The 26,281-nt window shown below is 39.8% G+C and carries 18 protein-coding genes; 8 read left to right on the top strand and 10 right to left on the bottom strand.

Going from position 1 to position 26,281, the window contains the following annotated elements; all coding sequences use genetic code 11:
• Positions 1–220: 220 nt before the first annotated feature.
• From VB620_RS19920 to VB620_RS19910, 3 genes are all read left to right on the top strand, one after another.
• Positions 221–745 carry a Csu type fimbrial protein gene (locus tag VB620_RS19920; RefSeq protein ID WP_323197892.1) on the top strand — a complete coding sequence of 175 codons (525 nt, stop codon included), beginning with the start codon at positions 221–223 and terminating at the stop codon, positions 743–745.
• Positions 746–995: 250 nt separating this feature from the next.
• Entirely contained in the window at positions 996–1,838 is an 843-nt protein-coding gene (locus VB620_RS19915) for a fimbrial biogenesis chaperone (RefSeq protein WP_323197891.1), read from the top strand.
• Positions 1,839–1,852: 14 nt separating this feature from the next.
• Positions 1,853–4,471 carry a carboxypeptidase-like regulatory domain-containing protein gene (locus tag VB620_RS19910; RefSeq protein ID WP_323197890.1) on the top strand — a complete coding sequence of 873 codons (2,619 nt, stop codon included), beginning with the start codon at positions 1,853–1,855 and terminating at the stop codon, positions 4,469–4,471.
• Between the two features lie 200 nt (positions 4,472–4,671).
• On the opposite strand, the gene VB620_RS19905 is transcribed toward VB620_RS19910, so the two are convergent.
• Positions 4,672–5,952: a family 10 glycosylhydrolase gene (locus VB620_RS19905; RefSeq protein WP_323197889.1), complete on the bottom strand. Its 1,281-nt coding sequence runs from the start codon at positions 5,950–5,952 to the stop codon at positions 4,672–4,674.
• Between the two features lie 115 nt (positions 5,953–6,067).
• Here VB620_RS19905 and VB620_RS19900 point away from each other — a divergent pair, with 115 nt between their 5' ends.
• Together VB620_RS19900 and VB620_RS19895 are read left to right on the top strand one after the other, a co-directional pair.
• Complete coding sequence (locus tag VB620_RS19900; protein WP_323197888.1) at positions 6,068–6,589, top strand: DUF29 family protein; 522 nt, start codon at positions 6,068–6,070, stop codon at positions 6,587–6,589.
• A gap of 3 nt (positions 6,590–6,592) precedes the next feature.
• Positions 6,593–7,102: a DUF29 family protein gene (locus VB620_RS19895; RefSeq protein WP_323197887.1), complete on the top strand. Its 510-nt coding sequence runs from the start codon at positions 6,593–6,595 to the stop codon at positions 7,100–7,102.
• A gap of 71 nt (positions 7,103–7,173) precedes the next feature.
• Here VB620_RS19895 and VB620_RS19890 read toward each other — a convergent pair whose 3' ends face one another.
• Complete coding sequence (locus VB620_RS19890) at positions 7,174–8,595, bottom strand: NADP-dependent isocitrate dehydrogenase (RefSeq protein ID WP_323197886.1); 1,422 nt, start codon at positions 8,593–8,595, stop codon at positions 7,174–7,176.
• Between the two features lie 270 nt (positions 8,596–8,865).
• Between VB620_RS19890 and VB620_RS19885 the strand changes: the two genes are divergently transcribed.
• Positions 8,866–9,582 (top strand): GUN4 domain-containing protein, encoded by a 717-nt coding sequence (locus tag VB620_RS19885; protein ID WP_323197885.1) that lies wholly within the window; start codon positions 8,866–8,868, stop codon positions 9,580–9,582.
• Positions 9,583–9,638: 56 nt separating this feature from the next.
• Complete coding sequence (locus tag VB620_RS19880; RefSeq protein ID WP_323197884.1) at positions 9,639–10,739, top strand: ABC transporter ATP-binding protein; 1,101 nt, start codon at positions 9,639–9,641, stop codon at positions 10,737–10,739.
• Positions 10,740–10,844: 105 nt separating this feature from the next.
• On the opposite strand, the gene VB620_RS19875 is transcribed toward VB620_RS19880, so the two are convergent.
• From VB620_RS19875 to VB620_RS19850, 6 genes are all read right to left on the bottom strand, one after another.
• Entirely contained in the window at positions 10,845–11,642 is a 798-nt protein-coding gene (locus tag VB620_RS19875) for a hypothetical protein (RefSeq protein WP_323197883.1), read from the bottom strand.
• A 178-nt stretch (positions 11,643–11,820) separates the two neighbouring features.
• Positions 11,821–12,876, bottom strand: coding sequence for an S-methyl-5-thioribose-1-phosphate isomerase (gene mtnA / locus VB620_RS19870; protein WP_323197882.1), 1,056 nt, complete (start codon positions 12,874–12,876; stop codon positions 11,821–11,823).
• A 172-nt stretch (positions 12,877–13,048) separates the two neighbouring features.
• Positions 13,049–15,058 (bottom strand): cation:proton antiporter domain-containing protein, encoded by a 2,010-nt coding sequence (locus tag VB620_RS19865; RefSeq protein WP_323197881.1) that lies wholly within the window; start codon positions 15,056–15,058, stop codon positions 13,049–13,051.
• 242 nt (positions 15,059–15,300) lie between these two features.
• Positions 15,301–21,135, bottom strand: a complete 5,835-nt coding sequence (locus VB620_RS19860; protein WP_323197880.1) for a trifunctional serine/threonine-protein kinase/ATP-binding protein/sensor histidine kinase — start codon at positions 21,133–21,135, stop codon at positions 15,301–15,303.
• Positions 21,136–21,240: 105 nt separating this feature from the next.
• The gene (gene dxs, locus VB620_RS19855) at positions 21,241–23,148 is read right to left on the bottom strand and encodes a 1-deoxy-D-xylulose-5-phosphate synthase (protein ID WP_323197879.1); all 1,908 of its coding nucleotides are present in this window, start codon (positions 23,146–23,148) and stop codon (positions 21,241–21,243) included.
• Between the two features lie 198 nt (positions 23,149–23,346).
• Positions 23,347–24,009, bottom strand: a complete 663-nt coding sequence (locus VB620_RS19850; protein WP_323197878.1) for an S-layer homology domain-containing protein — start codon at positions 24,007–24,009, stop codon at positions 23,347–23,349.
• A gap of 452 nt (positions 24,010–24,461) precedes the next feature.
• On the opposite strand from VB620_RS19850, the gene rpiA reads away from it, so the two are divergent.
• Positions 24,462–25,172 (top strand): ribose-5-phosphate isomerase RpiA, encoded by a 711-nt coding sequence (gene rpiA, locus VB620_RS19845; protein ID WP_323197877.1) that lies wholly within the window; start codon positions 24,462–24,464, stop codon positions 25,170–25,172.
• A 46-nt stretch (positions 25,173–25,218) separates the two neighbouring features.
• Here the strand turns inward: rpiA and VB620_RS19840 are convergent, their stop codons facing one another.
• The gene (locus tag VB620_RS19840; RefSeq protein WP_323197876.1) at positions 25,219–25,440 is read right to left on the bottom strand and encodes a hypothetical protein; all 222 of its coding nucleotides are present in this window, start codon (positions 25,438–25,440) and stop codon (positions 25,219–25,221) included.
• Between the two features lie 57 nt (positions 25,441–25,497).
• Positions 25,498–26,142 carry a ferritin family protein gene (locus tag VB620_RS20915; RefSeq protein WP_407674275.1) on the bottom strand — a complete coding sequence of 215 codons (645 nt, stop codon included), beginning with the start codon at positions 26,140–26,142 and terminating at the stop codon, positions 25,498–25,500.
• Positions 26,143–26,281: the final 139 nt, after the last annotated feature.

Raw genomic sequence — 26,281 nt, 5'->3', positions numbered from 1 at the left:
TCCAACTACAACAGAAATGGTTGATAAACTAATCTCAGTTGCACTCGACTTAATCAATCCTCAACATTTAAGAAACTGGTTTGCTAGTTGCTGCTACTGTACTTCATAATAGCCGGAAATGCTGTATTCTCATCAGCACGCAGAGTAATAATTCACAATTTGGCTTCGGTAAACGTCTAAACTAATGTAGAGGATAAAAAATTTACCCTTGGTATTAAAAATGATGAATTTTCGTCGTCTTGCTTTAGTTAGCGGTTTTGCTGTTCTCAGTGCTGTAGCTTTTAGCCCCAAAGCCCAAGCCCAGAATGCTAACGTTGACTTTGCCGGAACTGTTGCAGTATCTTGCAGTATCAACACCGCAACTAACGGAGCATTAGCTCCATTCGGTCCTAACCAACTCTTCGCTGATCCAGATTTTAGCGGCACAGCAGGAAATATCAATGTTACTTGCGGTAACGGTACAACATTTACTGTCAGTTCTATTGCTAATAACGGTGGTAGTGTATACAACCAAATTCAAAGGATTACGGCTAGAGTCAAAGACGGAACCACTCAGGTTGCGGTTGGTGAAGTTTCACCCACTGGTGCAGCTGTTGCTAGTCCTGTAGGCGTAGCTGGTCCTGTTCAGGCAGCTCCGATTACGGCAAAAAACTACGGGGTTACTTTGCACGTTAATAACTTTACTACAGCACTACCTGCTGGAACTTACAACATCCGTGTAAACGTTGCTCTAACACCCCAATAAATTGAGTCCATAACTCTTTGAGAATGGGCAATTAAATTTCGTAGGGGTGAACAGCAGTTTGCCTCTACATTATATTAAATCTGAGGCATTGTCATAGCTGCGATGATAAAAAAACCTCCAAAAATTCGGCCTTTGTGTGTTGCTTTGGGGTTAGTTTCGCAACTATAGCAGCTTACAGCCAAACTCGGATCTAAATAGTATCCGCAATATTAATTTTACTTACAGTGCAGGAAAAAACTTTATCAGAGTAATGTTGAAAAGATTACCGAATATCCTACCTTTGTTGTGTTTTTTTGGTGTTGGTTTAACCTCAATACCAGCCTATAGTCAACAGTTATCTGTCTCTCCTTTAGTGATTGAACGCCAAGCAGAATCAGGACAAGCTAGAGGAGTTATTGATGTGACAAATCGCTCAGATAAACCATATCGAGCCAGAGTTTCTGTTGCACCCTTTACCTATATTCGGGAAGGATTCCAGGCTTTAGAATCTAGTCCCAATGATTTAACACCCTATCTAATATTTTCTCCCCGTGAGTTAGTAATTGCACCAGGACAACAACGCTCAATTCGTTTCAATGCTAGGCTAATCCCTAGTTTACCCCAAGGGGAATATAGGGCTATGTTCTCTATTGAGGAGCTTCAAGAAAATAATGATTCTACCTCAGAAAATCAGGTTAGTCTTGCTGTCAATATAATTGCCACAATCTATGTGAGAAATGGCGATATTGTCCCAGTTTTGGAAGTTGAAAAAGCGTTTTATGATGCTAAGGCAAAAGAAATTAGATTATTAATTAATAATACAGGTAAAGCCACAACCCGCGCTATAACTGAATGGAATCTTAGCCAAAATGGAAAAACTGTCAACTCTAGCATTCTAGAAGAAACTACTATTATTGCAGAAGGCGATCGTTATATTAGGATCGCCTATCCTCCTCAAGGAGAAACCCTGATACCAGGTACATATCAATTTTCAGGAAAACTGAAATGGGAATTTCCTAAAAAAGGAGGAGATTTACCTTTTAATGTTAATTTCACTGTTTCTCCAGAAGATATCAATCCTGAGAACAAACCTACTACACCCATCAATAATTAAATAATGTTTGTTCTGTGATTTTTCATTTAATTAATCCAGGAATTGTTAATTGCTGTCCCCAAAATACTTTCAATACAACTACTAATTATACTATTTCCCAAGTTAACGATTCTCCTATTTCCCCTCAAACAGAAGAAAAAAAATCAGATTTTGTGATTTTGCCACTAGGAATTAATATTGGTAGACGTAATGTTTTACAATCTTCGTTTGTGAGAGGATATGAAGATGGCGAAAAAGCAGTTAATTTTGATGATTGGTTAATTTCTTGGCGAGATTTAACCAAAGCATTAAACCTAAATGTAACTACTCTACCAGATGGGGAATTAGAACTCAGAGGAGTGGGTTTAATTAAACGCATTAACCCCAATGAATTAATTACAGATCCAGAATTGGGTTTAGTGATTTCTATCGCCAAAATATATGAATTATTAGAAGTTACAGCCGAATTTGATATTGCAGCTTATGCAATTATCTTTGAACCTCCTTGGTTGAATTTGCAAGAGCAAAAAAATCGCACCGCAGAAATTCCAGTAGTATTAGAAGGATTACCTGTTGTTAATGCTCCTGATTTTACCTTATCAACTATAGGACAACAAATTAATATTAGTGGTAGAGAAAACAGTAATCAATTAACTAGTCAAGGTAATTTCACAACTATTGGTACAATCTTGGGCGGAAGTTGGTATTCTCGGATTAATCAACCAGATTTACTCGATAATACTACTTGGCAACTACAAGAAGGACAATATTTAAGACAAGGTGATTTTAATGATTATGTAATTGGTTCTCAACCGAGTTTTTGGCAAAATCAAGGTAGAGGTGATTATTGGGGTTTTACAGCCATTAGAAGATTTGGCTTTAAAGCAGATAATCTGGATGGTGGAGGATTTACTCCCTCTCAACGTTTGCAAAGTAACACAATTAACCGTATTATTGAAGGAACCGCAGCACCGGGAACTTTAGTACAATTAGTTTCTGGAAATGACAGAAGAATTTTTGCAGAGGTATTAGTTGATTCTTCAGGAGTTTATCGGTTTGAGAATGTTCCCATTACTGGTATTGGGTTAAATTATCGGATTTTACTTTATCCTAACGGACAATTAGCGAGTATTCCCATTGAGCAAGAAGCGATATTTCTGAATCTTCCTGGACAATTAACTAAAGGAACATCAAGCCTTATTGTATCAAGTGGTTTGAGTAGAGAAACCCGAATTAATGATTTGTTTGGCAATTTCACAGATGTGCGCGGCGGAATTGCTTACCGTCATGGTGTTTCAGATTCTTTAACTTTGGGCGCGGGAATTGTTTATGATCGAGATTTATTAGGATTAGTAGATATATTTTATCAACCTAATAATTTTCCCTTCAAACTAGCTGTATCTGCTTTACAAACACCAGAAAATTTCAAATATAATGCTAATCTAGAATTTAGACCTACTCCTAAATTAAATTTTAATTTGTCCGGTAATGAAGTCTTTCAAAGCTTTAATTTTAATTGGAGTGCTGCTCCTGGTATAAATATAAATAGCACTGGCAATAACTCAAGTAATATTATCAATACTGGCATTAACTTTAGCAGGAATTTCGGTAATTTATTTACTTTTTCTAGCCTAAAAATAGATAATAGAAGACAATTAGATTTATCATCTAACGTGCGTTGGCGTAAATGGAATCTATCGACTAGATCAAATCCGACTAATACAGCATTAGGATTAATTTATGATGGTTCTATTTTTAATTTACCTGGGAATGAGTCTTTAAATTTAGGTTACGAAACTACCAATTCTAATAATCTCACTAATGATTTAGTAAGCTTAAAATGGAAGTATCAATCACCATATCGGCTGAGTGATAGACGTTCTATTTGGGATTTTGATCTAGGTTATGGTATTGGTTCTCAAGGTAGTGGTTTTTTAGCTGCTGTTTCTACTGTTGTGATTCCGGGTTTGTCTCTACGTTTGCGTTACGATGGAGTTTCTACAACTTCAGATGTTGCGGCTTTTCGCATTGAACTTGGTTCAGCAGTTAATTTTAGTCCTAGCTTTAGCCCCGGAGATACTAGATTTGAACGGTTACGCAGTGAAGGAGGAATCTTTATTCAACCTTTCTTAGATAAGAATAATAACGGCATTCGGGATAATAATGAAAAGATTTATACTGAAGATATTGAACTATTATTAATTCTCAATAACAAAAAATTTAATCCTAGCTTCTCAAATATTACAAAACAAGGTGTTTTATTAAAACTTGCGCCGGGAATTTATAGAATTGATTTAGATCCGGCTGGATATCCTATTGACTGGAAACCTGCTGAAGTTGCTGCTGCTATTGAAGTTGTTTCAGGTAGTTATACAACTTTTTCTATACCTTTTGTTGCATCTTACACCCTAGCCGGAACTCTGACGGACTCGGAAGGAAACCCCATTGCTGGTGCGAAAGTGGAAGCGATTAATTCCGATAACAATTCATCGGTGATATCCATTACTAATAGTGCTGGTATTTTCTATTTAGAACAATTACCATTGGGTACATATCAATTACAAGTCAATGGTAAATCTGCGGAACCTCAGACGATTAGAATTAATCCCGATGCTGAAACGTTGCAAGAGTTAAATTTAAAATTACCTTTTTAATAAGTAGGGTTTGCTGAAATTAGGATATTATTTCATAAGAATATAAACTCAAAGTAAATCCCGATAATACTGTGGGCAAATTTTGGATTTGGACAGTTTTTTTGACGAAAAATTTCTACATTTTTAACGGTGCGTTGTCTGCAACAACACACCCTACAGCGAAGTTTATTAACACATAATTGCTAAGTTCAAATACTTAACTAGGGCTTTTGAGTGATTGATTTTACTAACTTATTCAAGTTAGTTGCGGTTTTTTCGGGTTGTCCATCTATGGGAAAAACTAAAACACTTTTGATATCTTGGTTATTAATTATTGCTTCTAATCGATGAAATTGGTTATCACTAATGCCAATTCCATCAACATTTTTTACATATTTTAATTCTTCTTGAAAATTATCATCATTATAAACTTGAATAAATACTCTATCGACGTTCCAGTTTAGCCAATCAGCCGCAAAATATCTTTTAGCCCAATAGGGGTTATGATGGGAAATATCAAAACTAACGTTGGGGTTAGCTTGTTTAATTCCACTGACCATTTCTTGAACAAATTTTGTTAATTTAGCAGTACGGTCTACTTGTCCTGGTAAATCGTCGTGATAGCCTAAATAATCATCCCACTGCACTGCATCGATTTGGGGATATTTGGTGACAAATTCTACGGAGATATTTTTAAAGAAGTTAGCAACTTCAGGTATCTCAACATCGAGAACATAATGCTCAATTTTACCATAAGTTCTATCTACACCAGGGACAATCCACTTGCGGGCGATCGCTAAATCAAAAATAGGACTATTCTTATCTATTTTAATGCCTTTTTCAAAGTAAGCATGAACTTCCATTCCCTGCTGATGGGCTTCATCAATTAACCAATCTAGCCACTTATCTTGGAATTCATTGGGACAACTTTTAAAGCCAAATTTTTCTTGGAGGACTTGGCTGTTGTACATTGTACAACCATTACCCCAGACCCCATGAATTATTGTATTAAATCCTTGGGAACGATATTGGCGAACTCGTTGACGGATGGTTTTTTCGTTAGCATTGTTAGTAATATTGTATCGACTGAAATAAATTCCTCGAATGGCTTTTTTTTCCCACGGAGTTGGAGGTAATGATGTTTTTGGATCAGGTGTTTTTGGTGTTAAAGCTGGTTCGATTTTGGTATCAGTAGTTACAACAGGTGTCGGAGTTACAGCAGGTGTCGGAGTGACAGCAGGTGTCGGAGTTATAGCAGGTGTGGGAGTGACAGCAGGTGTCGGAGTTATAGCAGGTGTAGGGGTTACAACAGGTTTGGGATTTAAAATTGGTATAGCTATTTGTTGATGCTGAGGTAAAAGGTTAGTAACTGAATTAGCGATCATGTCTCGATTACTTTTTTGACTAAAAAACCACCAACTCATTCCTAAAAACAGTAAAATTACTGAGATAGGAATATTCCCGCATCCACACCCTTGTGGCTCTTTTTTCTGTCTAGACATATTAATTTGGCGATATTTGCATCTATCCAATATGTAACATCAAGATATAATATGTGGATTCCGCAAAAACGCCTAATCATAGCTTTGAGTAATCATTTGATGGCGGTTAAAAACCATGACACAGGAACTCACAGACCTCAGAAATAGCATCTTACAAGGACGTTACGCAGATGCTTTGGCGATTGTTGATGAATTAGAGGGGATGAGTAAACAAGCAATTCTGCGTAATATTAAATCTTATGTCAACATTTTGTTGATTCATTTAATTAAAAATCAAGTAGAACAGCGATTAACAAATTCTTGGGTGGCTTCTATTCGTAATTCTATTCGAGAACTTAAAAAACTGAATCTCAAAGAAAACAATAAGTCTTATTATGTCAATCAAGATGAATGGGAAACTTTGATAGAAGAGGAAGTGATTGAGGATGCGATCGCTGATGCTAGTTTGGAAGTGATGAATGGCAAATACAGTCAATTTCAACTGGCGGATATTATAGATAGAACTAAGTTAATTGAGAATGCTTTACAGTTTTTAATGTTAACTTATTCCTATTCAGCTAAAGAATTACCTGCAATTGTTGCCGAAAGTTTAACTCAGTTACCAGGTGGCGAAGATTGGAAAGCGGGGAGATGGTAAGCAATGACACAAGAATTAACTGACCTCAGAAATAGCATCTTACAAGGACGTTATGCAGATGCTTTGGCGATTGTTGATGAGTTAGAGGGGATGAGTAAAAAGGCCATTCTGCGACAAATTAAATCTTTTCTCAAGATTTTGCTGATCCATATCATTAAAAATCAAGTAGAACAGCGATTAACAAATTCATGGATTGCTTCTATTCGCAACGCAGTTTTAGAAATTCAAGACGTGAATCTCAAAGAAAATAAGAAATCCTATTATGTCAATCAAGATGAATGGGAAGATTTGATCACAGATATGGTAATTGAAAGTGCGATCGCTGATGCTAGTTTGGAAGTTATGAATGGAAAATATACTCGTTCCCAATTATCTGCAAAACTTGATAAAAAACAGATTCTAACTACAGCAATCAAATTTCTATCTTTAACTTATACTTATTCAGCTAAGGAATTACCTGCAATTATGGATGATTATTTGAGTCAGTTACCAGGAGGAGAAATTTGGAGATAGAAATTTGTAATTAACAGGCTATGCATATTTAGAATGATGGTGGGTTACGCTATCGCTAACCCACCCTACTGTTAATCGAAATATTGAATTATGGCTTCGGCAAATTCAGAACATTTTAGGGGTGCTACTGGTGGTTCTAGTAACCGGGCTAAATCATAAGTCACTTGACTGTTAGCGATCGCCTGTCCTAAACCTTTTTTTACCAGGTCTGCCGCTTCTTGCCAACCCATAAATTCCAGCATCATCACCCCAGAAAGAATCACAGAACCGGGATTAATCCGATCTAAGCCGGCGTGTTTGGGTGCAGTGCCGTGGGTAGCTTCAAAAATAGCACAGGCATCGCCGATATTTGCCCCTGGCCCCATGCCTAAACCACCGACAATGGCCGCAGCCGCATCAGATAAATAATCGCCGTTTAAGTTCATTGTGGCGAGAATCGAATACTCATCTGGTCGGGTTTGGATTTGTTGGAAAATACTATCAGCAATCCGGTCATTGACCATGATTTTGTCTTTCCATTTACCGTTACCGTGAGTGTCCCAAATGGTGTTGAGAACGGTTTCTACTTCCTGAAGAATTTGGGCTTTTTTCTCTGGTGTCAGGGAATCATAGCCAGGGTCAACTTCACGGGCGTTATCTTCTGCGGAAATAGCGGGATTTTTTTCCTTATTGCTTAAAATCCATGATTCCCGTTCGGTGACGCATTCAGCGCGAAATTCCTGAGTCGCTAATTCATAACCCCAATCACGGAAAGCGCCTTCGGTATACTTCATGATGTTCCCCTTATGCACCAGTGTTACCTGTTGCTTGTCTTTGGGCAAGAGTAAAGCGTGTTTAATCGCCCGACGGACGAGACGCTGAGAACCGGTTTTGCTGATGGGTTTAATCCCAATACCTGCATCGAGGGGGATTTGTTTTTTCCCATGTTCTGGGGTAGCGGGGATGAGTTCTTCGTTGAGGATTTTAATCAGGCGATCGCCAATTTCACTTCCCTGCTTCCACTCAATCCCCAAATAAATGTCTTCCGTATTCTCCCGATAAACAATTACATCCAGCTTTTCTGGGTTTTTGTGAGGAGAAGGTGTACCTGCATAATAACGGCAAGGACGTACACAGGCATATAAATCAAAAATCTGCCGTAATGCTACATTTAAAGACCGAATCCCACCGCCCACAGGGGTAGTCAAAGGCCCTTTAATTGCCACACCATATTCCTTAATGGCCGTTAAAGTATCCTGGGGTAAATATTGATATGTGCCGTATAAATCACAAGCCTCATCACCCGCATAAACCCTAAACCAACTAATTTTGCGTTGACCTTTGTATGCTTTCGCTACCGCCGCATCTAGCACCTTTTCGGTAGCAGGCCAGATATCTATACCCGTGCCATCACCGCGAATAAAAGGGATAATTGGATTATCAGGCACAATGGGTTCACCATTTTTAAAGGTGATTTTTGTTCCGGTTGTGGGGGGGATAATCTTGTCGTACATAAAAAACTCCTGAACGATATAGCGCCCGCTAAACAATCTTGCTGTTACAAGCTGGCTGATTTTACTGTGTTTTTTGTTCACCAAGTTACGAGGCGCAGATTTTCCCCTAATTCCCCTGATAAAATCTTTGGGGTTCAGCTATGGGATTGAGTCAAGTCATGGAAATTTTGTACGATCAGAGGTAAACTACCTTTCGCTATCAGGACTTTACCTGGGAAAATACCCGATAGCCCATTGCTTTTTCACGCTCACGTTAACACGATTAATGGCATGACAGACCCAATGACTTTATCAAGTACTGCTGACATCGACTCCCTTCGACAATCGTTAATCGCTGGGTCTCTTCAAGTCCAACAACAAACCATTCCCCAGTTGGCTAACTTGGGTAATGAAGGATTAGATGTGTTGATGGAATTTTTACAGCAACGAGGTGAACAGCCAGCGAATTGGATCGATGGTAAAGCCTATCAAGTCCTTTACAATTCTGATGCACCGAAAGTTAAGGAATTTCTCTTGACTTATTTTCCTGAAGGAATTGTACCTCTAAAATCAAACTGTGGGATCAATTACAGTCCTTTACAAAAGTTATTAGCGATTCAAGACTTCCAAGCAGCCGACCTCATGAGTATCCAAAAAATGTGTGAGATGGCTGGACCAATGGCTGTCAAAAGAAAATGGTTGTATTTTACAGAAGTGGAAAACGCCCCCATTGTGGACTTACAAACTATTAACCAACTCTGGCTAGTCCACTCAGAAGGGAAATTTGGGTTTTCGGTACAGCGCGAAATTTGGTTGAGTTTGGGGAAAAATTGGGAAAGTTTCTGGCCGAAAATTGGCTGGAAAAGCGGTAATAACTGGACAAGATACCCAGGTTCCTTTACTTGGGATTTAACCGCCCCTAAAGGTCATCTACCCCTGTCTAATCAACTGCGGGGTGTGCGGGTGATGGCTTCGTTATTGTCTCACCCGGCTTGGGCGAAGAAATGAGTGGGGAATTGGGAAGACTGGAAGATAAATTTAAATTTGAAATTTGACATCGGGTTATGGCAAAAGTTCAGTTACAAGATATTAAGCGTAGATTTAATAACGTCACGGCGATTGAGGATATTACCTTTGAAATCCCTGATGGGGAGTTCTGGGTTTTAGTCGGCCCTTCTGGTTGTGGTAAGTCTACAATTTTACGCACTATTGCAGGACTAGAATCAGCGACTTCGGGGGATTTGTTTATTGGCGATCGCCTGGTGAATGATATCCCAGCCAGACAGCGTGATATTGCGATGGTGTTCCAGAATTATGCTTTGTATCCCCACATGACGGTGGCGGAAAACATCGCCTTTGGTTTAAAAATGCGGAAGGTTGACCCGAAAATTATTCAAGAACGAGTGATGACTGTGGCGCGATCGCTATCTTTAGATCATCTCCTCGACCGCAAACCCAAACAACTTTCTGGGGGACAACAACAACGGGTAGCATTAGGAAGGGCGATCGCCCGTGAACCCCAAGTATTTTTACTCGACGAACCTTTATCTAATTTAGATGCCCAATTACGAGATGATACTAGGGCAGAATTAAAACAATTACACCAACAATTAGGCATTACTACAATTTACGTCACCCATGATCAAGTTGAAGCGATGACCTTGGCTGATAAAATTGTGGTGTTAGAACGGGGAAGGATTCAGCAAATTGGTGATCCTCAAAGTATCTACGCCCTTCCCGCTAATCAAATGGTGGCGAGTTTTTTGGGTAATCCGCCCATGAATATTTTACCTGCTATCTATAAAAATGATGTTTTTGATATTAGTGGACAATCCTTAGCAGTTCCAGCAGCTGTCAGGGAAAAAGTAGAGTTACGCCCTGGTCAAAGTTTTGATTTGGGGATTCGCCCGGAACATATCACAATTAACGTTGATACTGACCTAAATAATCATCAATCAGAACCTTTATTTGTAGAAGTTAAAGTGGTGGAACCTTTGGGAAGAGAAACTTTAATTCGTGCAAGTATACCCGGTTCTCTGGCGGTATTAAATATTCAGACCACTGCTGATGTGCGTCCCCGTCCAGGCGATCGCTTATCTTTGCAACTAGACTTAAATCAGTTGTTTGTATTTGATACTGCAACTGGTGACAGAATCTCTCCATAATAGTACCGCAGGGCGAAAGTCAAAGGTCAAAAAAAATCATGATCTAGGCTTTTCAACTACTTTAAATAGTTGTGACTTTACGCCATGCTGTACTAGTAAGAAAACTTAGCTAATAGGGATATGTTTGAATCCTGTTGCGTTCAGGATTTCTTTACCCCCTTGCTGCACAATCAGGGTGGGGGAACCAGTCCCATCTTCAGTTATCGGTGTTGACCAAATATATCGATAATCTCCATTCACCCAACCCATGACACATTCACCACGGCGACAGCTAACTTTACCACCAGTTAAGTCAATACAGTTACCTTGATCATCACATCCTTTATAACTAACATTTCCCGTATTATTCACCCCATCCCAAGAGTTGCGATTACCAATGGTGATTGTCCACTTCCCATTAGTAAACTTAGATGTGTTGCTGGATTGGGTTTCAGTTGAAGATGTGTCCTCTAATATTTCCATTTCGGAAATTATAGATTCTTGGCGAGTTTTACCGCAGGGTTCAATACTTTCGCAATCATTTAAGGATGCAATTTCATAAGAGGCGCGGACTTTCTTATTTAAATATTTGTCTGCATCTGCACAAATTTCAAAGGATGCACCTACATTCTTTTCTTTTCCCTGTTCATCTACTATTGTGGCGTAGCAGGAAATATCGCCTGTGACTAACTCTTTAACCGTGACAACTTCGGGTTCATTGTTAACAACTGCTTGACTACCATTATTTCCCTGGGAAGGTGTAGTTTCATCCGTTGGTGTGGAAGTTCCTGGTGTAGGTTCCGTCTCTGTTGTTTCGACAGTATTACTAGGAATTTCGTTCACACTATCACTAGGAGAATTAGCACAACTAGTAATTAAGAGTGAAGAAATAATTAACGCAATTGTCGGGATTAATTTGTTCATATATGTTTTCCAATTTAACTGTTACTGATTTTACAAACTGATGCAGAGTCATTAGCTTTGAGTGTTTACACCCACTAGGGGCGGGGTATGTACTCCAAATAACTAACTCTCACTAATGACTCTGAAAAAACCTCATAGGTTTCTGGCGGAGATTGATCTGTTTAATGTGAGTTAATACTTACATATCGGCAGTATTCAAGGTCTGAGGCTGAGATTTTGCTAAATCGCCAGGATTAAATGCCCCATTCTCGGTAATTATAGCTGTAATTAACTCAGATGGAGTCACATCAAAAGCAGGATTATAAAAATCTACCCCCGATGGTGTCAGTGTCGTATTCCCAATTTGGTATATTTCTGTAGGGTGACGCTCTTCAATGGGAATTTGGCTACCATCAGGTAAGGAAAAATCGACAGTAGAAACCGGTGCTGCGACAAAGAAAGGGATATTATGGGCTTTAGCGGCGATCGCCACACTATAAGTACCAATTTTATTCGCCGTATCCCCATTCGCTGCAATCCGGTCAGCACCCACAACCACAGCATGAATTAAACCCTGTTTCATGCAATGCGCCGCCATACTATCAGTAATTACAGTCACCGGAATCCCTTCTTGAACACATTCCCAAGCAGTGAGTTTTGCACCTTGCAAACGCGGACGAGTTTCATCAGCAAATACCCGTTCTAAACGTCCTTCTCGCCAAGCAGAACGCACCACACCCAAAGCCGTACCATAACCAGCCGTAGCTAAAGCCCCAGCATTGCAATGAGTCAGAATCCTCAGCTTTTCCGGGGTAGTGGGTAATGCAGCCAAACCATGATCACCAATAGCCTGACAGGTTTGTATATCTTCAGCGTTAATAGCTTGGGCTGTTTGCAACAGATTTTGTTTAATTTCCGCCACAGTTCCCAAAGTTTCGTAAGCAGTTTTCATCATTCGGCTAATAGCCCAAAATAAATTAACTGCTGTAGGGCGAGTCGAACGCAACAACTCGGCGACTTTTTCTAAATCTGCTAAAAACTCATGGTGATTTTCAGTTTCAATTTCCCTCGCGCCCAGATACATACCATAAGCCGCAGCTACACCAATAGCCGGCGCACCTCGGACAATCATAGTTTTAATTGCCTGTGCCATATCTTCACTACGGTGAATTTGGACAACAGTATACTCATTAGGTAAGCGAGTTTGGTCAATGAGAGAGACAGAATCGTTTTGCCAAATCACAGGGTAAAGCATGAGAAAAAATTAATAATATTGTCGAATACAAGAGATTGTAGACATAAACCAGATACGGGGGACTGGGTATTAGGAACTAAAATCTTTCCCCCCTGCACCCTGCTCTCTGCACCCCTGCATCTTTTCCCCCCTGCACCCTGCACCCTGCCCCCCTGCCTCTTCTCCTCAGCTTCTACTGTGGAAAATAAGCAATAATCATGGCTACTTCGGGATGATTCCGGGCGATCGCCTCTGGTGCATTACCAAGAAGTGAGAACAGCTGATTTTTCTGCTCAACAGTCCCATTTAACACCAGCAAATCATTACTTTTAAGTAATCGAGAAACTTGGCGGACAAAATTACCCCGCACCTTTTGAATGGGTGTATCTGGTGGTAATTCCATATCAGTCAGTTCCACAGTTGCACCTCGGATGGCGACTACGTGTAACAGTTGTAGCTTTGCTTTCAGTTCTGTTGCTAGGCTTTTGGCTAATTGGATATTTTGCTTAAAAGAACTAGCGTAGGTTTGTTGGGTGGTGAAAGCCAGGAAAACGCGCCCTGTATGTTGAATTGGTAAGGGAAACCGACTGACTAAAACTGGTACTGAACTGCGATTCACAATTTTATCAATCACACCGCCAAATAAGTTTTCCTCATAGGTAGAGTAACCCTTCCAACCGCAGACAATCACACTAGCTTGTTGTTCTTCCGCGACGCGGGCGACACCTTTGTCAATTGATTCATCAATGCGCCCAATCGGTGTAACCTCGGTAACAGCAGCATGAGCAATCATTTCCGCAGTAGATAATAATTGGTTTTGTCTGGTTTTATCCTCTGGAGAAATAGCGGAATTTTGCTCTAGTAAAATATGTAGAGGTAGGAGAGTTCCTTGAGCAGATTTTGCCAAAAGAATTGCCAACTGTAGCAGATTATCTTCGGTACTGGGGTTAGCCACTGGGACTAAAACGCGATCGCCAATGGTTCCTGTCTGAGCAATTGTAATACTGGATTCTTCGGGTTTAAGTTTTTGTCCCCATTCTGCTGTCACCCAAGGAGACGCAACGCAAGTCACTAAAATCATGGCAATAGTGCCATTAACAGTCAATTCATCAACTAACTCAATTTTAAAAGCAACAGTAATCGCCGCTAAAGTAGAAGCAGCTTGAGCTACTGATAGCCCAAACATCACCATAATATTGTTAAAATTCAAGCCAAATAACTTACCTGCACCCCAAGCCGGAATAAACTTGGTGATAATTGCCGCAGTCACCATCACAGCTGAGACGACAAGCGATCGCGGTTCTTGAAACAGAATCATAGGATTCACCAGCATTCCCACAGAAATTAGGAAAAACGGCACAAACAGCGTATTACCAATAAATTGAATCCGATTCATTAAAGGGCTAAGTTGCGGTATCAATTGCGTGATTGCAACTCCAGCTAAAAAAGCCCCAATAATTGGCTCAATTTGAACTAATTCTGCCCCATAAGAAACCACAAACAAAGAAGCTAATACAAAGGTAAATTCTGCCCCTTCGTCGTGTCCAAAACGTTGGAAAAACCAGCGTCCCAGGCGAGGGAGTCCCCACAGAATCAGGAAGGTATAAATAACCAGAGAAGGAATTAGGAATAACCAAAACTGTAGAGTTAAATTTCCTTCATGCGCTCTCACCACCACCGCCAACACTAAAAGCGCCAAAATATTGGTGATTAACGTCCCTCCCAGAACAGTAGTCATCACCTGCGATCGCATAATTCCCAGTTTGCTGGCTACAGGTAACGCTAGCAAGGTATGGGAAGAAAAACAGGATGAAACTAGAACAGCAGCCAATAAATCGTAGCCGATAGCCATCATCGCTCCAGTACCCAATACCAAAGGTACTAGAAAAGTAGCAAATCCAAAAATCACCGCTTTATCAGCATTATATTTCATGTCATTCAGGCTGGTTTCCAGTCCCGCCATGAACATCAGAAATAGTAAACCTACAGTACCCAGTAGGATAATTGTGCTGTCTCGTGCCAACAATCCCAACCCATTAGGACCCACTACCACCCCCGCCAAGATTAATCCCACAATTCCCGGTAAGCGAATTTTCTCAAATAATAGGGGTGCAATCAGCATAATCCCCAAAATCATCAAAAACACCGCCACTGGGTCTTTAATTGGTGTTGATATGAGAGTAATCATCAATAAATTAGTCATATCCTGCCCTATGGAGGTTTATTTTCAATATATATAGTAACCACCAAGGTGTTTAGGACATGGAAAAATTCTAAAAGCCATTCACAGCAAGTATTTCAACTTTTACCTTTGACTTTTGCTATACTACACTTAAAAACTTACGCTGTTCCTTAACGTTTCTCCAAGGTCAGCGAATCAGATAAAAGTACTTGTTAATTCCTCTATTTAGTGCCGTCGAACTCACGTTAAGCTCAAGCCAGAATTTAGACTGGAAGTTCAATAATAAATTCTGTACCTTCATCGAGGATAGAGTTAAAACTTAATTTTCCGCCATGAGTTGATTCGACGATTTGCCGAGCGATCGCCAACCCCAACCCTGTACCTTTACCCACAGCTTTTGTAGTAAATAAATGGTCAAATATTTTGGATTTGACTGATTCATCTATCCCCTTGCCGTTGTCTGCAATGACGATTTTAACTAGATTATTTTCGACTGAGGTGATAATTTTGATGCATTTATTATTTGCTGTGATTTCTTCAAAATTGCGTCCGATATTAGATTCTTCTAAGGCATCAATGGCATTTGCGATCAGATTCATAAATACCTGATTTAATTGACCCGGAAAACATTCAATTGGGGGTACATCACCGTAATTTTTGACAACCTCAATAGCGGGACTTTTTTCATTTGCCTTCAGACGATGTTTGAGAATGAGAATTGTACTATCAATGCCTTGGTGAATGTTAAATGGCACTTTATAATCTTTATCAGCACGAGAAAAAGTTCTTAAACTAGTGCTGATATTTTTCAATCTGTCACACGCCATAGACATAGAATCAATCATCTTAGGCAAGTCTTCTAAAGTGTAATCTAAATCTATTTCCTCTGCATCATTTTGAATTTCTTCACTCAGATTTGAAAAAGTTTTTTGATATAGTTTGAGGTGTTTCGTAATATCAGAAATACTATTTTTAGCTTGTTTGATAGTGATAGAAATAAAGCCCAAAGGATTATTCACTTCGTGAGCTATACCTGCAACTAAATTACCTAGTGCAGACATTTTCTCACTTTGCACCATTTGTAATTGTGCCTGTTGTAAGTCTTGCAATGCTTGTTGTAAATCCTGTGATTTTTGCTGCAAAGCAAGTTCAGCCAGTTTGCTCTCAGTAATATCATCTGTTAGGGAAGCAACTCCAATTAACTCACCATCCGCGTTCACAAGTGGATTGTTATACCAAGCACAAATAATGATTTTGCCATCCTTTCTAATATTTTCATTTATACTATAATTACCGCCCTGCTGAGATATTATATCGATACTAACTTCCTCCATTTGTACTTGGATTGCTTCAGGAATGATAAACTGAAATTGACGACCTAAAGCTTCCTGTTTTGTATAACCAAATATCCTTTCTGCGGCTGGGTTCCAGTCAGTAACTAGAAAATTGGTATCCCACTCGATGACTCCTAGAGGAGTTTGTTCAACTAATAGCTGGAGCCGTTGTTGGGATGCTTGCAAATGAGACTGTGCCGCGCTCAAATCATGAAGCGATCGCTGTAGCTGTTGGGAATTTTCTAGCGATCGCTCATAAAGTAGGGCATTTTCCCAAGAAATCGCCGCTTGAGCGCAGAGTAAATTGAGTAGTTCAACGCGATCGCTCGTAAAAGCCCCGGCGATTAAATTATTTTCTAGATATAAAATCCCCAGCAATTTCCCTTGATGTAAAATTGGGCTACATAAGATACTCTGAGGCTGCTGACGGATGATATACGGGTCATTAGCTAAAATCGGATCAGCCGTTGCATCCAGCAACACAATAGTCTCCCTGTTATGCTTCACTTTATAAATCAGCTTTAGGGGAATATCTTGACTCTCATCAACGGGAAGGTGCTGCAATACAACTGGCTCCGAACCCTCAATAATTGACCCTTTGATTACCAAGTGATCGTCTCGCAACAGCATTAACACACATTTATCAGCCCCCGCATTTTTGATGACGATCGCAAGCAACGATGAAAGTAGTTTTTCGAGTTCGATTTCGCCTGAAAGAGTTTGAGAAGCTTTGAGAATGGCGGCTAAATCGAGAGAATCAGAGACACTGGAGGAAGAACTTGTTAAGGTGACTGTACCCGTGGCGAAGACGGTTTCGTTAACTGAGAGGTTAGTACGAGTCTGTTGGAGAATAGAAGCCAGAAGCTGAGGATAGCGTTTTTCTAAGTCAACAACTTTGGCTTTCGCACCCCAACGAGCATAACCGTAATAGGCTTCGGTCATGTATTCCTGGGCTATGCGTTCTTTGCCCCAATCGAGGTAGAACTTGGCAGCCAGTTCATTGGCTAGCGCTGCTTCTTGGATGTATTCATTAGCTTTGGCTCCAGCGATCGCCTTGTCATAAAACTCAATTGCTTCGGCTGTTTTTCCTAACACTCGACATTCTTCGGCTGACACCAAATCAACCTTATGCTGGTGATTCATGGGTGCATAGTCCGCCCAATGCTGTAACTTAGTTTGGTTTTCTGCCACCCGTTCTAATACAGTTGATACTTCCCATGACGGTTGACTCAATAGTGCTAAAGCTACCAAAGAATCATAGAAATAAAACCCAGGTTCGGCAACTATTCCCGCACCCGACATGAAATAGTTTTTGCACTCAAGGGCATTGTTATTAGCTAGCTCAACTTCCCCAAACAAAAAGCAAAGAGTCAACTTATATGAATAGAAGATATATAGTCCATAGGTATCATTTGCAGAGCGCAATAGGGGGAGAAATTCTGTCTCTCGGAGAGCCGATCCAGATAAAATGGTGGGATGCTCTGCTAAACCTAGTAAATTTAAATTCGCCTGCCAATAAATCAGACAGTAATTAGCTGTTCCCAATTGGTTTAATTGCACTAAAGCATTGTAGTAAGTGCGTGTATCTTGCTCCAAGTTAGCAAGGGGTTGACCGCAGCAAAAAGAAAAGTAGCAGAAAGTGTGAATGGCATATCCAGCGTATTCCAGGTTTCCAACTTCTAGCCCAAGAGTATAACTCTCTTTCAAAACGGGTAAAGTTTCTTTGATGTGAGATTTGCGGTGGAGGATATAACTTCCCAGCAGGAAAAATACTTCCACTTTAATTGTTTTATCATCGAATTTTGCAGCCACATTCAATGCCAGCTTTCCAAACTCTGTAGCTACATTTATATTTTTCTCTACATTACAAATAACCACACTGTAACAAACATAGTTAGTAGCAGAAATAGATATATTACCGTGCTGTAGGAATAATTTGACTAACAAGCTAGCTAGTAATGGATACAACAAAGACCCACAGATGTAAGCTGCTGACATGATGCTGCTGGCAATCTGGATAATGGCGATTTTGTTCGCATCTGTCATCACAGGGAGGTTGACAAAATCTGCAATTTCTCTGTCACCAATCAATTCGTTAACTTCTTGGATTGACTTTTGAATATCTGCGGGTGTAGGTGATTCTGTGATGGTTATACCCAACTGTTGCAAGATATTGATACCAATCGCCAGCACCTCATTGAGTTGGCGCTGGGAAATCTTGCCTTGAATCCTAATACGATAAACCTCGATCTGTTCTAGTAAAGAATGTGCTTGTTCGGTGACAGTATCAATAAACTGTTCCATCGCTTCAAATTCACCGTTTAGCATTGCTACTCCAGCAGCTAATTCATGTAAGGCAAGACTCATTTCATACTGCTGTTCCCAAGCCTTTTCACCCAATAGAGATAATCCAGTATTTGCATATGCAGATGCTGCTTGATAGGCTGTTGAATTTTTAGCTTTGCGACAGGCAATGAGGTTAAGTTGTGCTAATTCTATTCGTTGTATTTGTTCACTAATTAAAGCAGTTCCGTGATTTAATTGATTAACAATTTCAAAGATCCGGTCTTCTCTTGCTTGTGAGGAAATCTGTTGTAAAAGTAGTTGTCCGATTTGATAATGAGTCGTCTGTTTTTGGTCATCGGGAATCAGGGAATAGGCTGCTTGTTGGACGCGATCGTGTAAAAATTTATATGTAACAGTCTCAATAGTTTCCGATGTCTGTGTAATACTTTCTTGCCCAAGATAAAACTTATAAACATCACTAATCGGTAAAATTAATCCTTCTTGCAGCGCTTTCCACAAATTAGCAGCCGTCTCAATTGACGATTGCTTTGCAACAATTGCCAAAGTTGCTAAATCAAACTTATTGCCAATGCAAGCAGCTAATCGTAATATATTTTGAGTTGATTGTGGCAGTTTTCGTAATTGCAATTCCATAAAAGTAACAACATCATCTGTAACCGATTGAGTCGTTACTTGTGTAATATTACATTGCCAACAGGCTAATTTTAAATCAAATTTAATCAGATTATCTTGATGCAATGCTTTGAGAAATTGTGTAGCGAAAAATGGATTACCTTGAGTTTTTTGATAAACTAATTCAGATAAATTCCATGCCAAGTTTTCTGGGCATTTCAGTGTGTCAGCAACTAACTCATTTACTTTTATAGGACTTAATGGTGTTAAATTAATTAGATTAATTGTTGCTTGTTTTCTTTCAATCTCACTCAAGGTCAACATTAATGGATGTGCTGGATTCACCTCGTTATCACGGTACGCACCAATTAACAAAAGATGATTTGTATCAGCGATTAAAAGCTGCATTAACTTCAATGACGCGGAATCTGCCCATTGCAAATCATCTAAAAAAATCACTAATGGATGTTCAGCACTGGTAAAGACTTGGGTGAATTTTTGAAATAATAAATTAAATCTATTTTGTGCCGCATTTCCTGATAATTCTCGTGATATTTTTTGTTGGCCAATAATTTTTTCTAGTCCGGGGATAACTTCAATAATTACTTGTCCATTTTCTCCAACAGCCTCTAATATTTTGTTTCTCCATTGCTGGATTTGGATATCACTTTCAGCTAATAATTGTCCAATTAAATCTCGGAATGCTTGCACAAAGGCACTGAAAGGAATATTTCGTTGAAATTGGTCATATTTACCTTTGATAAAATAACCGCGTTGGCGCACAATCGGTTTATGAACTTCGTTGACAACCGCAGTTTTCCCAATTCCTGAAAATCCAGCAACAAGCATCATTTCTGTTGCACCAAGACTGACTCGCTCAAATGCTTGGAGTAGGGTTGATACTTCGGTTTCTCGTCCATAGAGTTTATCAGGAATGATGAAGCGATCGCACACATCCCTACTTGCAATTTCAAAACTCTGAATTTCACCAGTTTCTTGTAGCTGATGCAAACAATTTTCTAAATCAAATTTCAAACCCAATGCACTTTGATATCTGTCTTCAGCATTTTTTGCCATCAATTTCATGACGATATCAGACAGTACTTGGGGAATCTCTTCACATTTGACTTCCTGAAGGGATGGTGGAAGTTTAGCAATATGAGAATGTACTAATTCCATTGGATCGTTTGAAACAAAAGGTAACTTTCCTGTAAGTAATTCGTAGAAAGTTACACCTAGAGAATAAAAGTCAGTCCGATAGTCAATCCCCCGATTCATTCTACCTGTTTGTTCTGGGGAAATATAAGTGAGTGTTCCTTCTAAAATCTTGGGATTGATTAGTGTCTGCGTTTCCCGTGGTAGCAAAGATGCAATACTAAAGTCAATTAATTTAACTTGTTTAGTTTGGGGATTAATTAAAATATTCGCGGGTTTAATATCTTTATGAATAATGCGATCGCGGTAGAGTACATCTAAGGTATCGGAGAGTGCGATCGCAATCCGTAAAAACTCTTCTATAGACGTAATATATGGCGTTTCTAGTGAGGTAAAATAATTTTTGAGAGAAATTCCTCCAAAGTCTTCCATCACCAACGCATAGCCATTTTGATATGCTTCTAGGCTATAAGTTTGGATGATTAGCGGTGAGTTGAGATTTTTAGCTATAGTATACTGATTGCGAAACGACAAAAGTTCACTAAAACTTGGATAAGGATTTTTTAGTATTTTAATAACTACAGGTAATGAGTCAGTTTCTCGATACCCTCGATAAACTAGGGTTCTGGAACCATTGTAGAGTTCTTCACTAATACGATATTGGGGAATACTGACTAAAATGCTAACCATACTACTAAATTATTGAGATTTCTAGATTTAGTATTCCCATTAATCAACTAGGTATCAAGTTAGGTCAAGGGGGAGTATTACCTCCCGCCCCTCATCTAACCTTAACTAGACACTAGGAGATGCTTGCTTTTGAAAGAAAGTATTCATGACTGTTTCCGCCATTTGACGACTAGTTAAACCTAATTCCGCCTTAGATTCATCTGGTGTCGCATGATCTACCAAGATATCTGGTACACCAATTCGCTTCACCGGAACCACAACATCAGCATCTAGTAATGCTTCCGCCACAGCAGAACCAAAACCACCCATTAGACAGCCTTCTTCCAAAGTCACAACTCGGCCGATTTGCTTCGCCAAAGGCAAAATTAATTCCGTATCCAAAGGCTTGACAAACCGGGCATTGATCACAGTGGCTTCAATACCATGTTCACTGAGAATTTCCGCTACTTGCATACTAGGATAGACCATCGTGCCGTAGCCGATGAGTAACACATCATCACCGTTACGCAGAATTTCTGCTTTACCAACTTCTAAAGGTTCCCAACCTTCTTCCATCAGAGGCACACCGTAGCCATTACCACGGGGATAGCGCATAGCAATTGGACCACTTGTATGGTTAATACCAGTCACTACCATGCGTTGCATTTCGGCCTCGTCTTTGGGAGCCATCATCACCAGATTCGGAATACAACGCAGATAAGCAATATCATACATCCCTTGGTGGGTAGGTCCATCAGCGCCGACAATACCCGCCCTGTCTAAACAGAAAAATACAGGTAATTTCTGAATACAAACATCGTGAATGATCTGGTCATAAGCCCGTTGCAAGAAAGTGGAGTAAATAGCAGCCACAGGGCGCATTCCTTCACTAGCCAGACCCGCCGCTAAGGTGACAGCGTGTTGTTCCGCAATACCCACATCAATATATTGATTAGGTAGTTTAGCCTGGAGTTTATCTAAACCTGTTCCCGTAGCCATTGCTGCGGTAATCCCAATAATTTTGGGGTTTTGTTCTGCCAGTTTAACTAAAGTATGGGAAAAGACTTTGGCATAAGCAGGGGGTTTGGGCTTACTGGAGGGAATCGCTTTCCCAGTAGTCAGGTTAAATGGGCTTTGCGCGTGGTATCCTACCTGATCTTTTTCGGCGATTTCGTAGCCTTTTCCTTTCACCGTAATCACATGGACTAAAACTGGCCCTGTCATCTCATGTGCTTGTTGAAAGGTAGCAATTAATTCCTCTAGATTATGCCCATCCACAGGGCCAATATAAGTAAAACCTAGTTCTTCAAAGACTGCACCTACCTTGGGAACCGCTAAACGCTTCATTCCTTCTTTAATGCGTGCGAGTTCAGGAGATAAAGATTCACCAACAAAGGGAATTTGCTTCAACTGTTCCTCAAAATTATCTTTGATAAATTGCACCGGTGGACTGAGGCGCATTTTATTTAGGTAGCGGGGAATCGCCCCGACGTTGGGAGAGATGGACATCTCGTTGTCGTTGAGAACTACCAGCAGTTTAGTTTTCGGTAAGTGTCCTGCATGGTTGATGGCTTCTAAGGCCATACCACCAGTTAAAGCACCATCACCAATTACGGCTACTGATTTAAATTTTTCTCCTTTCAATTCTCCCGCCAAAGCCATACCCAATGCAGCAGAGATGCTGGTGGAAGCGTGTCCTGCACCAAAGTGATCGAACTTACTTTCACACCGTTTGAGATAACCTGCAACGCCGGCTTTTTGTCTGAGGGTATGAAAATCGTTGTAGCGTCCTGTCAGGAGTTTGTGGGGATATGCTTGATGTCCCACATCCCAAATAACTTTATCACGATCCAAATCCAGTGTCTGGTAAAGCCCTAGTGTTAACTCTACAACTCCCAAACCAGGCCCCAGATGTCCGCCACTGGTGGCTACGGTTTGTAGGTGCTTGTCTCGAATCTGACGGGCGATTTGTTGCAATTGCCGGATCGACAAACCATGCAACTGGTTTGGATGGGTGATTTCACTCAGATGCATATTATATTGTGTTCCTCTCTAAACTCTACTTCTAGCATTTTTTGATTTTCCCACGGTGGGGATATCTCTAGAATTATTTGATCATTAGTGATTGGGGATTGGGTATTGGGTATTAAAAATCTTTCCTCCCACACTCCCCACACTCCCCACACTCCTCACACTCCCCACACTCCCCACACTCCCCACACTCCCCACTCCCTACTCCCCATTACCCACGACTGGCGTTTCTGCTTGTGGCTGCTGTCTTTGGAGATATTGACTCAAGACATAAGCCATATCGCCACGGGTCATTGGTTGTAATGGGGAAATATTATTTTCGGCATCTGTGTTGATAAATTCTTCTGCAACTACTGTGGCGATCGCTCTCCTAGCCCAAACTGGAATTGATGCTGCATCTGGATGGGGTGCAAGTATTTCGTTAACAGTGTCATCACCAAACTGAAATACACCATAGGCTTGGGCGAAAATAGCTAAACCTTCTGCCCTTGTCACCCTTTGATTTGGGAAGAATAAATTACCCCGATATCCTTTCATAATATCAGTTTTCAAAACTACCTGAATATCATTAAATGCCCAATGAGAAGGGGGAACATCTGGCACAATTTTCAACTCTTGTTCTGTAACGGCTTGACGTTGAGTTAGGTTAAATGCCTTCACCATAATTGTTGCTAATTCTGCACGATTAATCATCCTTTCTGGATAAAAATTCCCATCAGGTGCATTGGTCATTAACTTAGCTGTAATTACCTGCTGAATCGCTTCAGATTGCATATTTACATTAGGTTCTAGCGCTCTAGCAAAACTGAATGTCAAATTTGGCAGTAGTATTATTAACGAAAAAGCTCCTAAAAACTTTCGCATATTGATCATGATTTTAATTTTGCTATTCTGCATCAAAAAACAGCTGATACGATCACCTATTTCGGTGAATTTCAATGATAAAATTTTTGCTAAATCAAATTTGAATTAGCCTACAATTTCTATATTAACTAAATTACTCATAAATTTCAGATAATTAATCTTGAGCTTAAGTTCCATAGGACTTACGCAAAATACCTCTTAAACTCTCTTTCCTTTGTGTTCTTTGTGTCCTTTGTGGTTTGTTACTTCTTTATTGATTTTGCGTAAATACTGTTGCAGATGGTAGCCAGATAGACATTATAACCTAACTGTCATGATCCGGTGTTGTAGAGGAGTAATCATGCAATTTATCGAAATAATGGAGAATTTTGCTGGGATAAATGGGTAATTGCGTGGGATGTAGTATAGTCGGCCGTGATAGACAATTTAGTTAATATTTCAGGAGTTTTGAGATGAGTGGAACAACAGATCCAGTGAAGTTGATGAAGCAAGAAGTTGGCAGAGCGGCGGCGGCTTTGGTAAAGTCAGGATCTATTGTGGGGTTAGGTACTGGTTCAACTACAGCTTATACAATTCAGTTTTTAGGCGATCGCATTAAATCCGGTGAACTAAAAGATATTGTCGGTATCCCTACCTCATTTCAATCAGAAGTCCTAGCCAAAGAATACGGCGTACCTCTCACCACTTTAGACGCTGTAGACCACATTGATATTGCCATTGATGGGGCTGACGAAGTTGACCCCCACAAAAATTTGATTAAGGGTGGCGGTGCGGCCCATACCCGCGAAAAAGTAGTAGATTACTTAGCAGAGCAATTCATTGTAGTAGTTGATAGTGGTAAATTAGTAGACCGCTTGGGTTCTTCTTTTGCCGTACCAGTAGAAGTCATCCCGATGGCTATTACCCCTGTTACCAACGCCATCAAAAAACTCGGTGGTAAACCTGAACTCCGCATGGGTGTTAAAAAAGCCGGTCCAGTAATTACCGACCAAGGTAACTTTGTATTAGATGTCAGATTTGATTCTATTGATGACCCTGTTACCCTAGAAAAAACACTGAATAATATTCCTGGTGTTTTGGAAAATGGTATCTTTGTCAATTGTGCAGATGTCGTTTTAGTGGGCGAAGTTATAGACGGTCAGCCTTTAGTACGTCAACTCTAAGAGCCAGTGACGTTCTCTCCCGTTATAGTCGCCAACTTAACGGGAGCTACCGTTGCTTAAGACAGCGAGTAATCACCTGAGCTGCTATATAAGCTCCATTTTCGCTTTCAATATTTCCCCCCAAGACTTTGGCTTTATGCTGTACCTCCTTGGTTAAAACAGATGTAATAGCCGCAGATAGTTTTTCAGCAGTCAGCTTTTTTCTGGGAATCGGCTTCGCACCCACACCAAGTTCATAAACGCGCCCTCCCCATAAAATACTTGTCATTCAGAAAAGTTAGCGCAAGCGTTTGTGAAAGCAGGAGTGCTTCATGTAATTGCAGTTTTAAACTTTGGACAATTTCTTCTCTCTTGTATTAATTGATTTCATCATAAATAAACGTGATATAACTAAGAAAATATTGAAATAATGTGGAATTTTGCAGATCAATTTTAATAGCATATTCTGATTTGAAATATTAATTCTTTCATTTTCTGAAATATGCAGTAAGCAAATATCTAATTTCTTAAAAAACCGTGATTCTTCAACATCAAGAACTATGGGCAAATCTTTTCTGATAGAGTTGTTGACCTTTTTTATGGTAGAGATATAGTATTCACGAGCATCTAGCCCAAGCAATGCAAGGAGTTTATCGTTACTCTTATACTTGAAGTATGTCATACTAAAAATCAACAGCAAAAAGAACTTGCAGACTAATCTTGCCCTTAATCCATTAGAAAGCTGTATTTGCGATTTAATAATTGTACCAAAAAAATCTCCATGTCGATTCTCATCTTCACTCCATGATTTATAAAAGCTAAAAAGAGGATAGATGGAGTGTTCAGGATGAGACTCTAAATGTTCAAAAATAGTTATGTAATAACAGCTAGAAATTCTCTCAGACAGATAGGTAGAGTAAATAAACCATGAAAAAGGTAGAAAAATATATTTTCTATGTTCTTTGTTTAGAAAATCTAATCCAGGTTTGATATAAAAATCTAAGGTAAGCGTTCAGGGGGTATAAAGAAGAAGAAAACAACCCCCGAAGTCAAGCAATCAAATTATGCAGCTTTCGACAAGTCAGAATCATCAGAACAAGCAGTAGCTTCTGGAAGCAGAGAAGGAGTGG

This window comes from Nodularia harveyana UHCC-0300, from assembly GCF_034931085.1.
Taxonomy (GTDB): Bacteria; Cyanobacteriota; Cyanobacteriia; order Cyanobacteriales; family Nostocaceae; genus Nodularia; species Nodularia harveyana.
The sequence above is the reverse complement of the archived record's forward strand: the minus strand, read 5'-3'. Positions and strand labels throughout refer to the sequence as shown.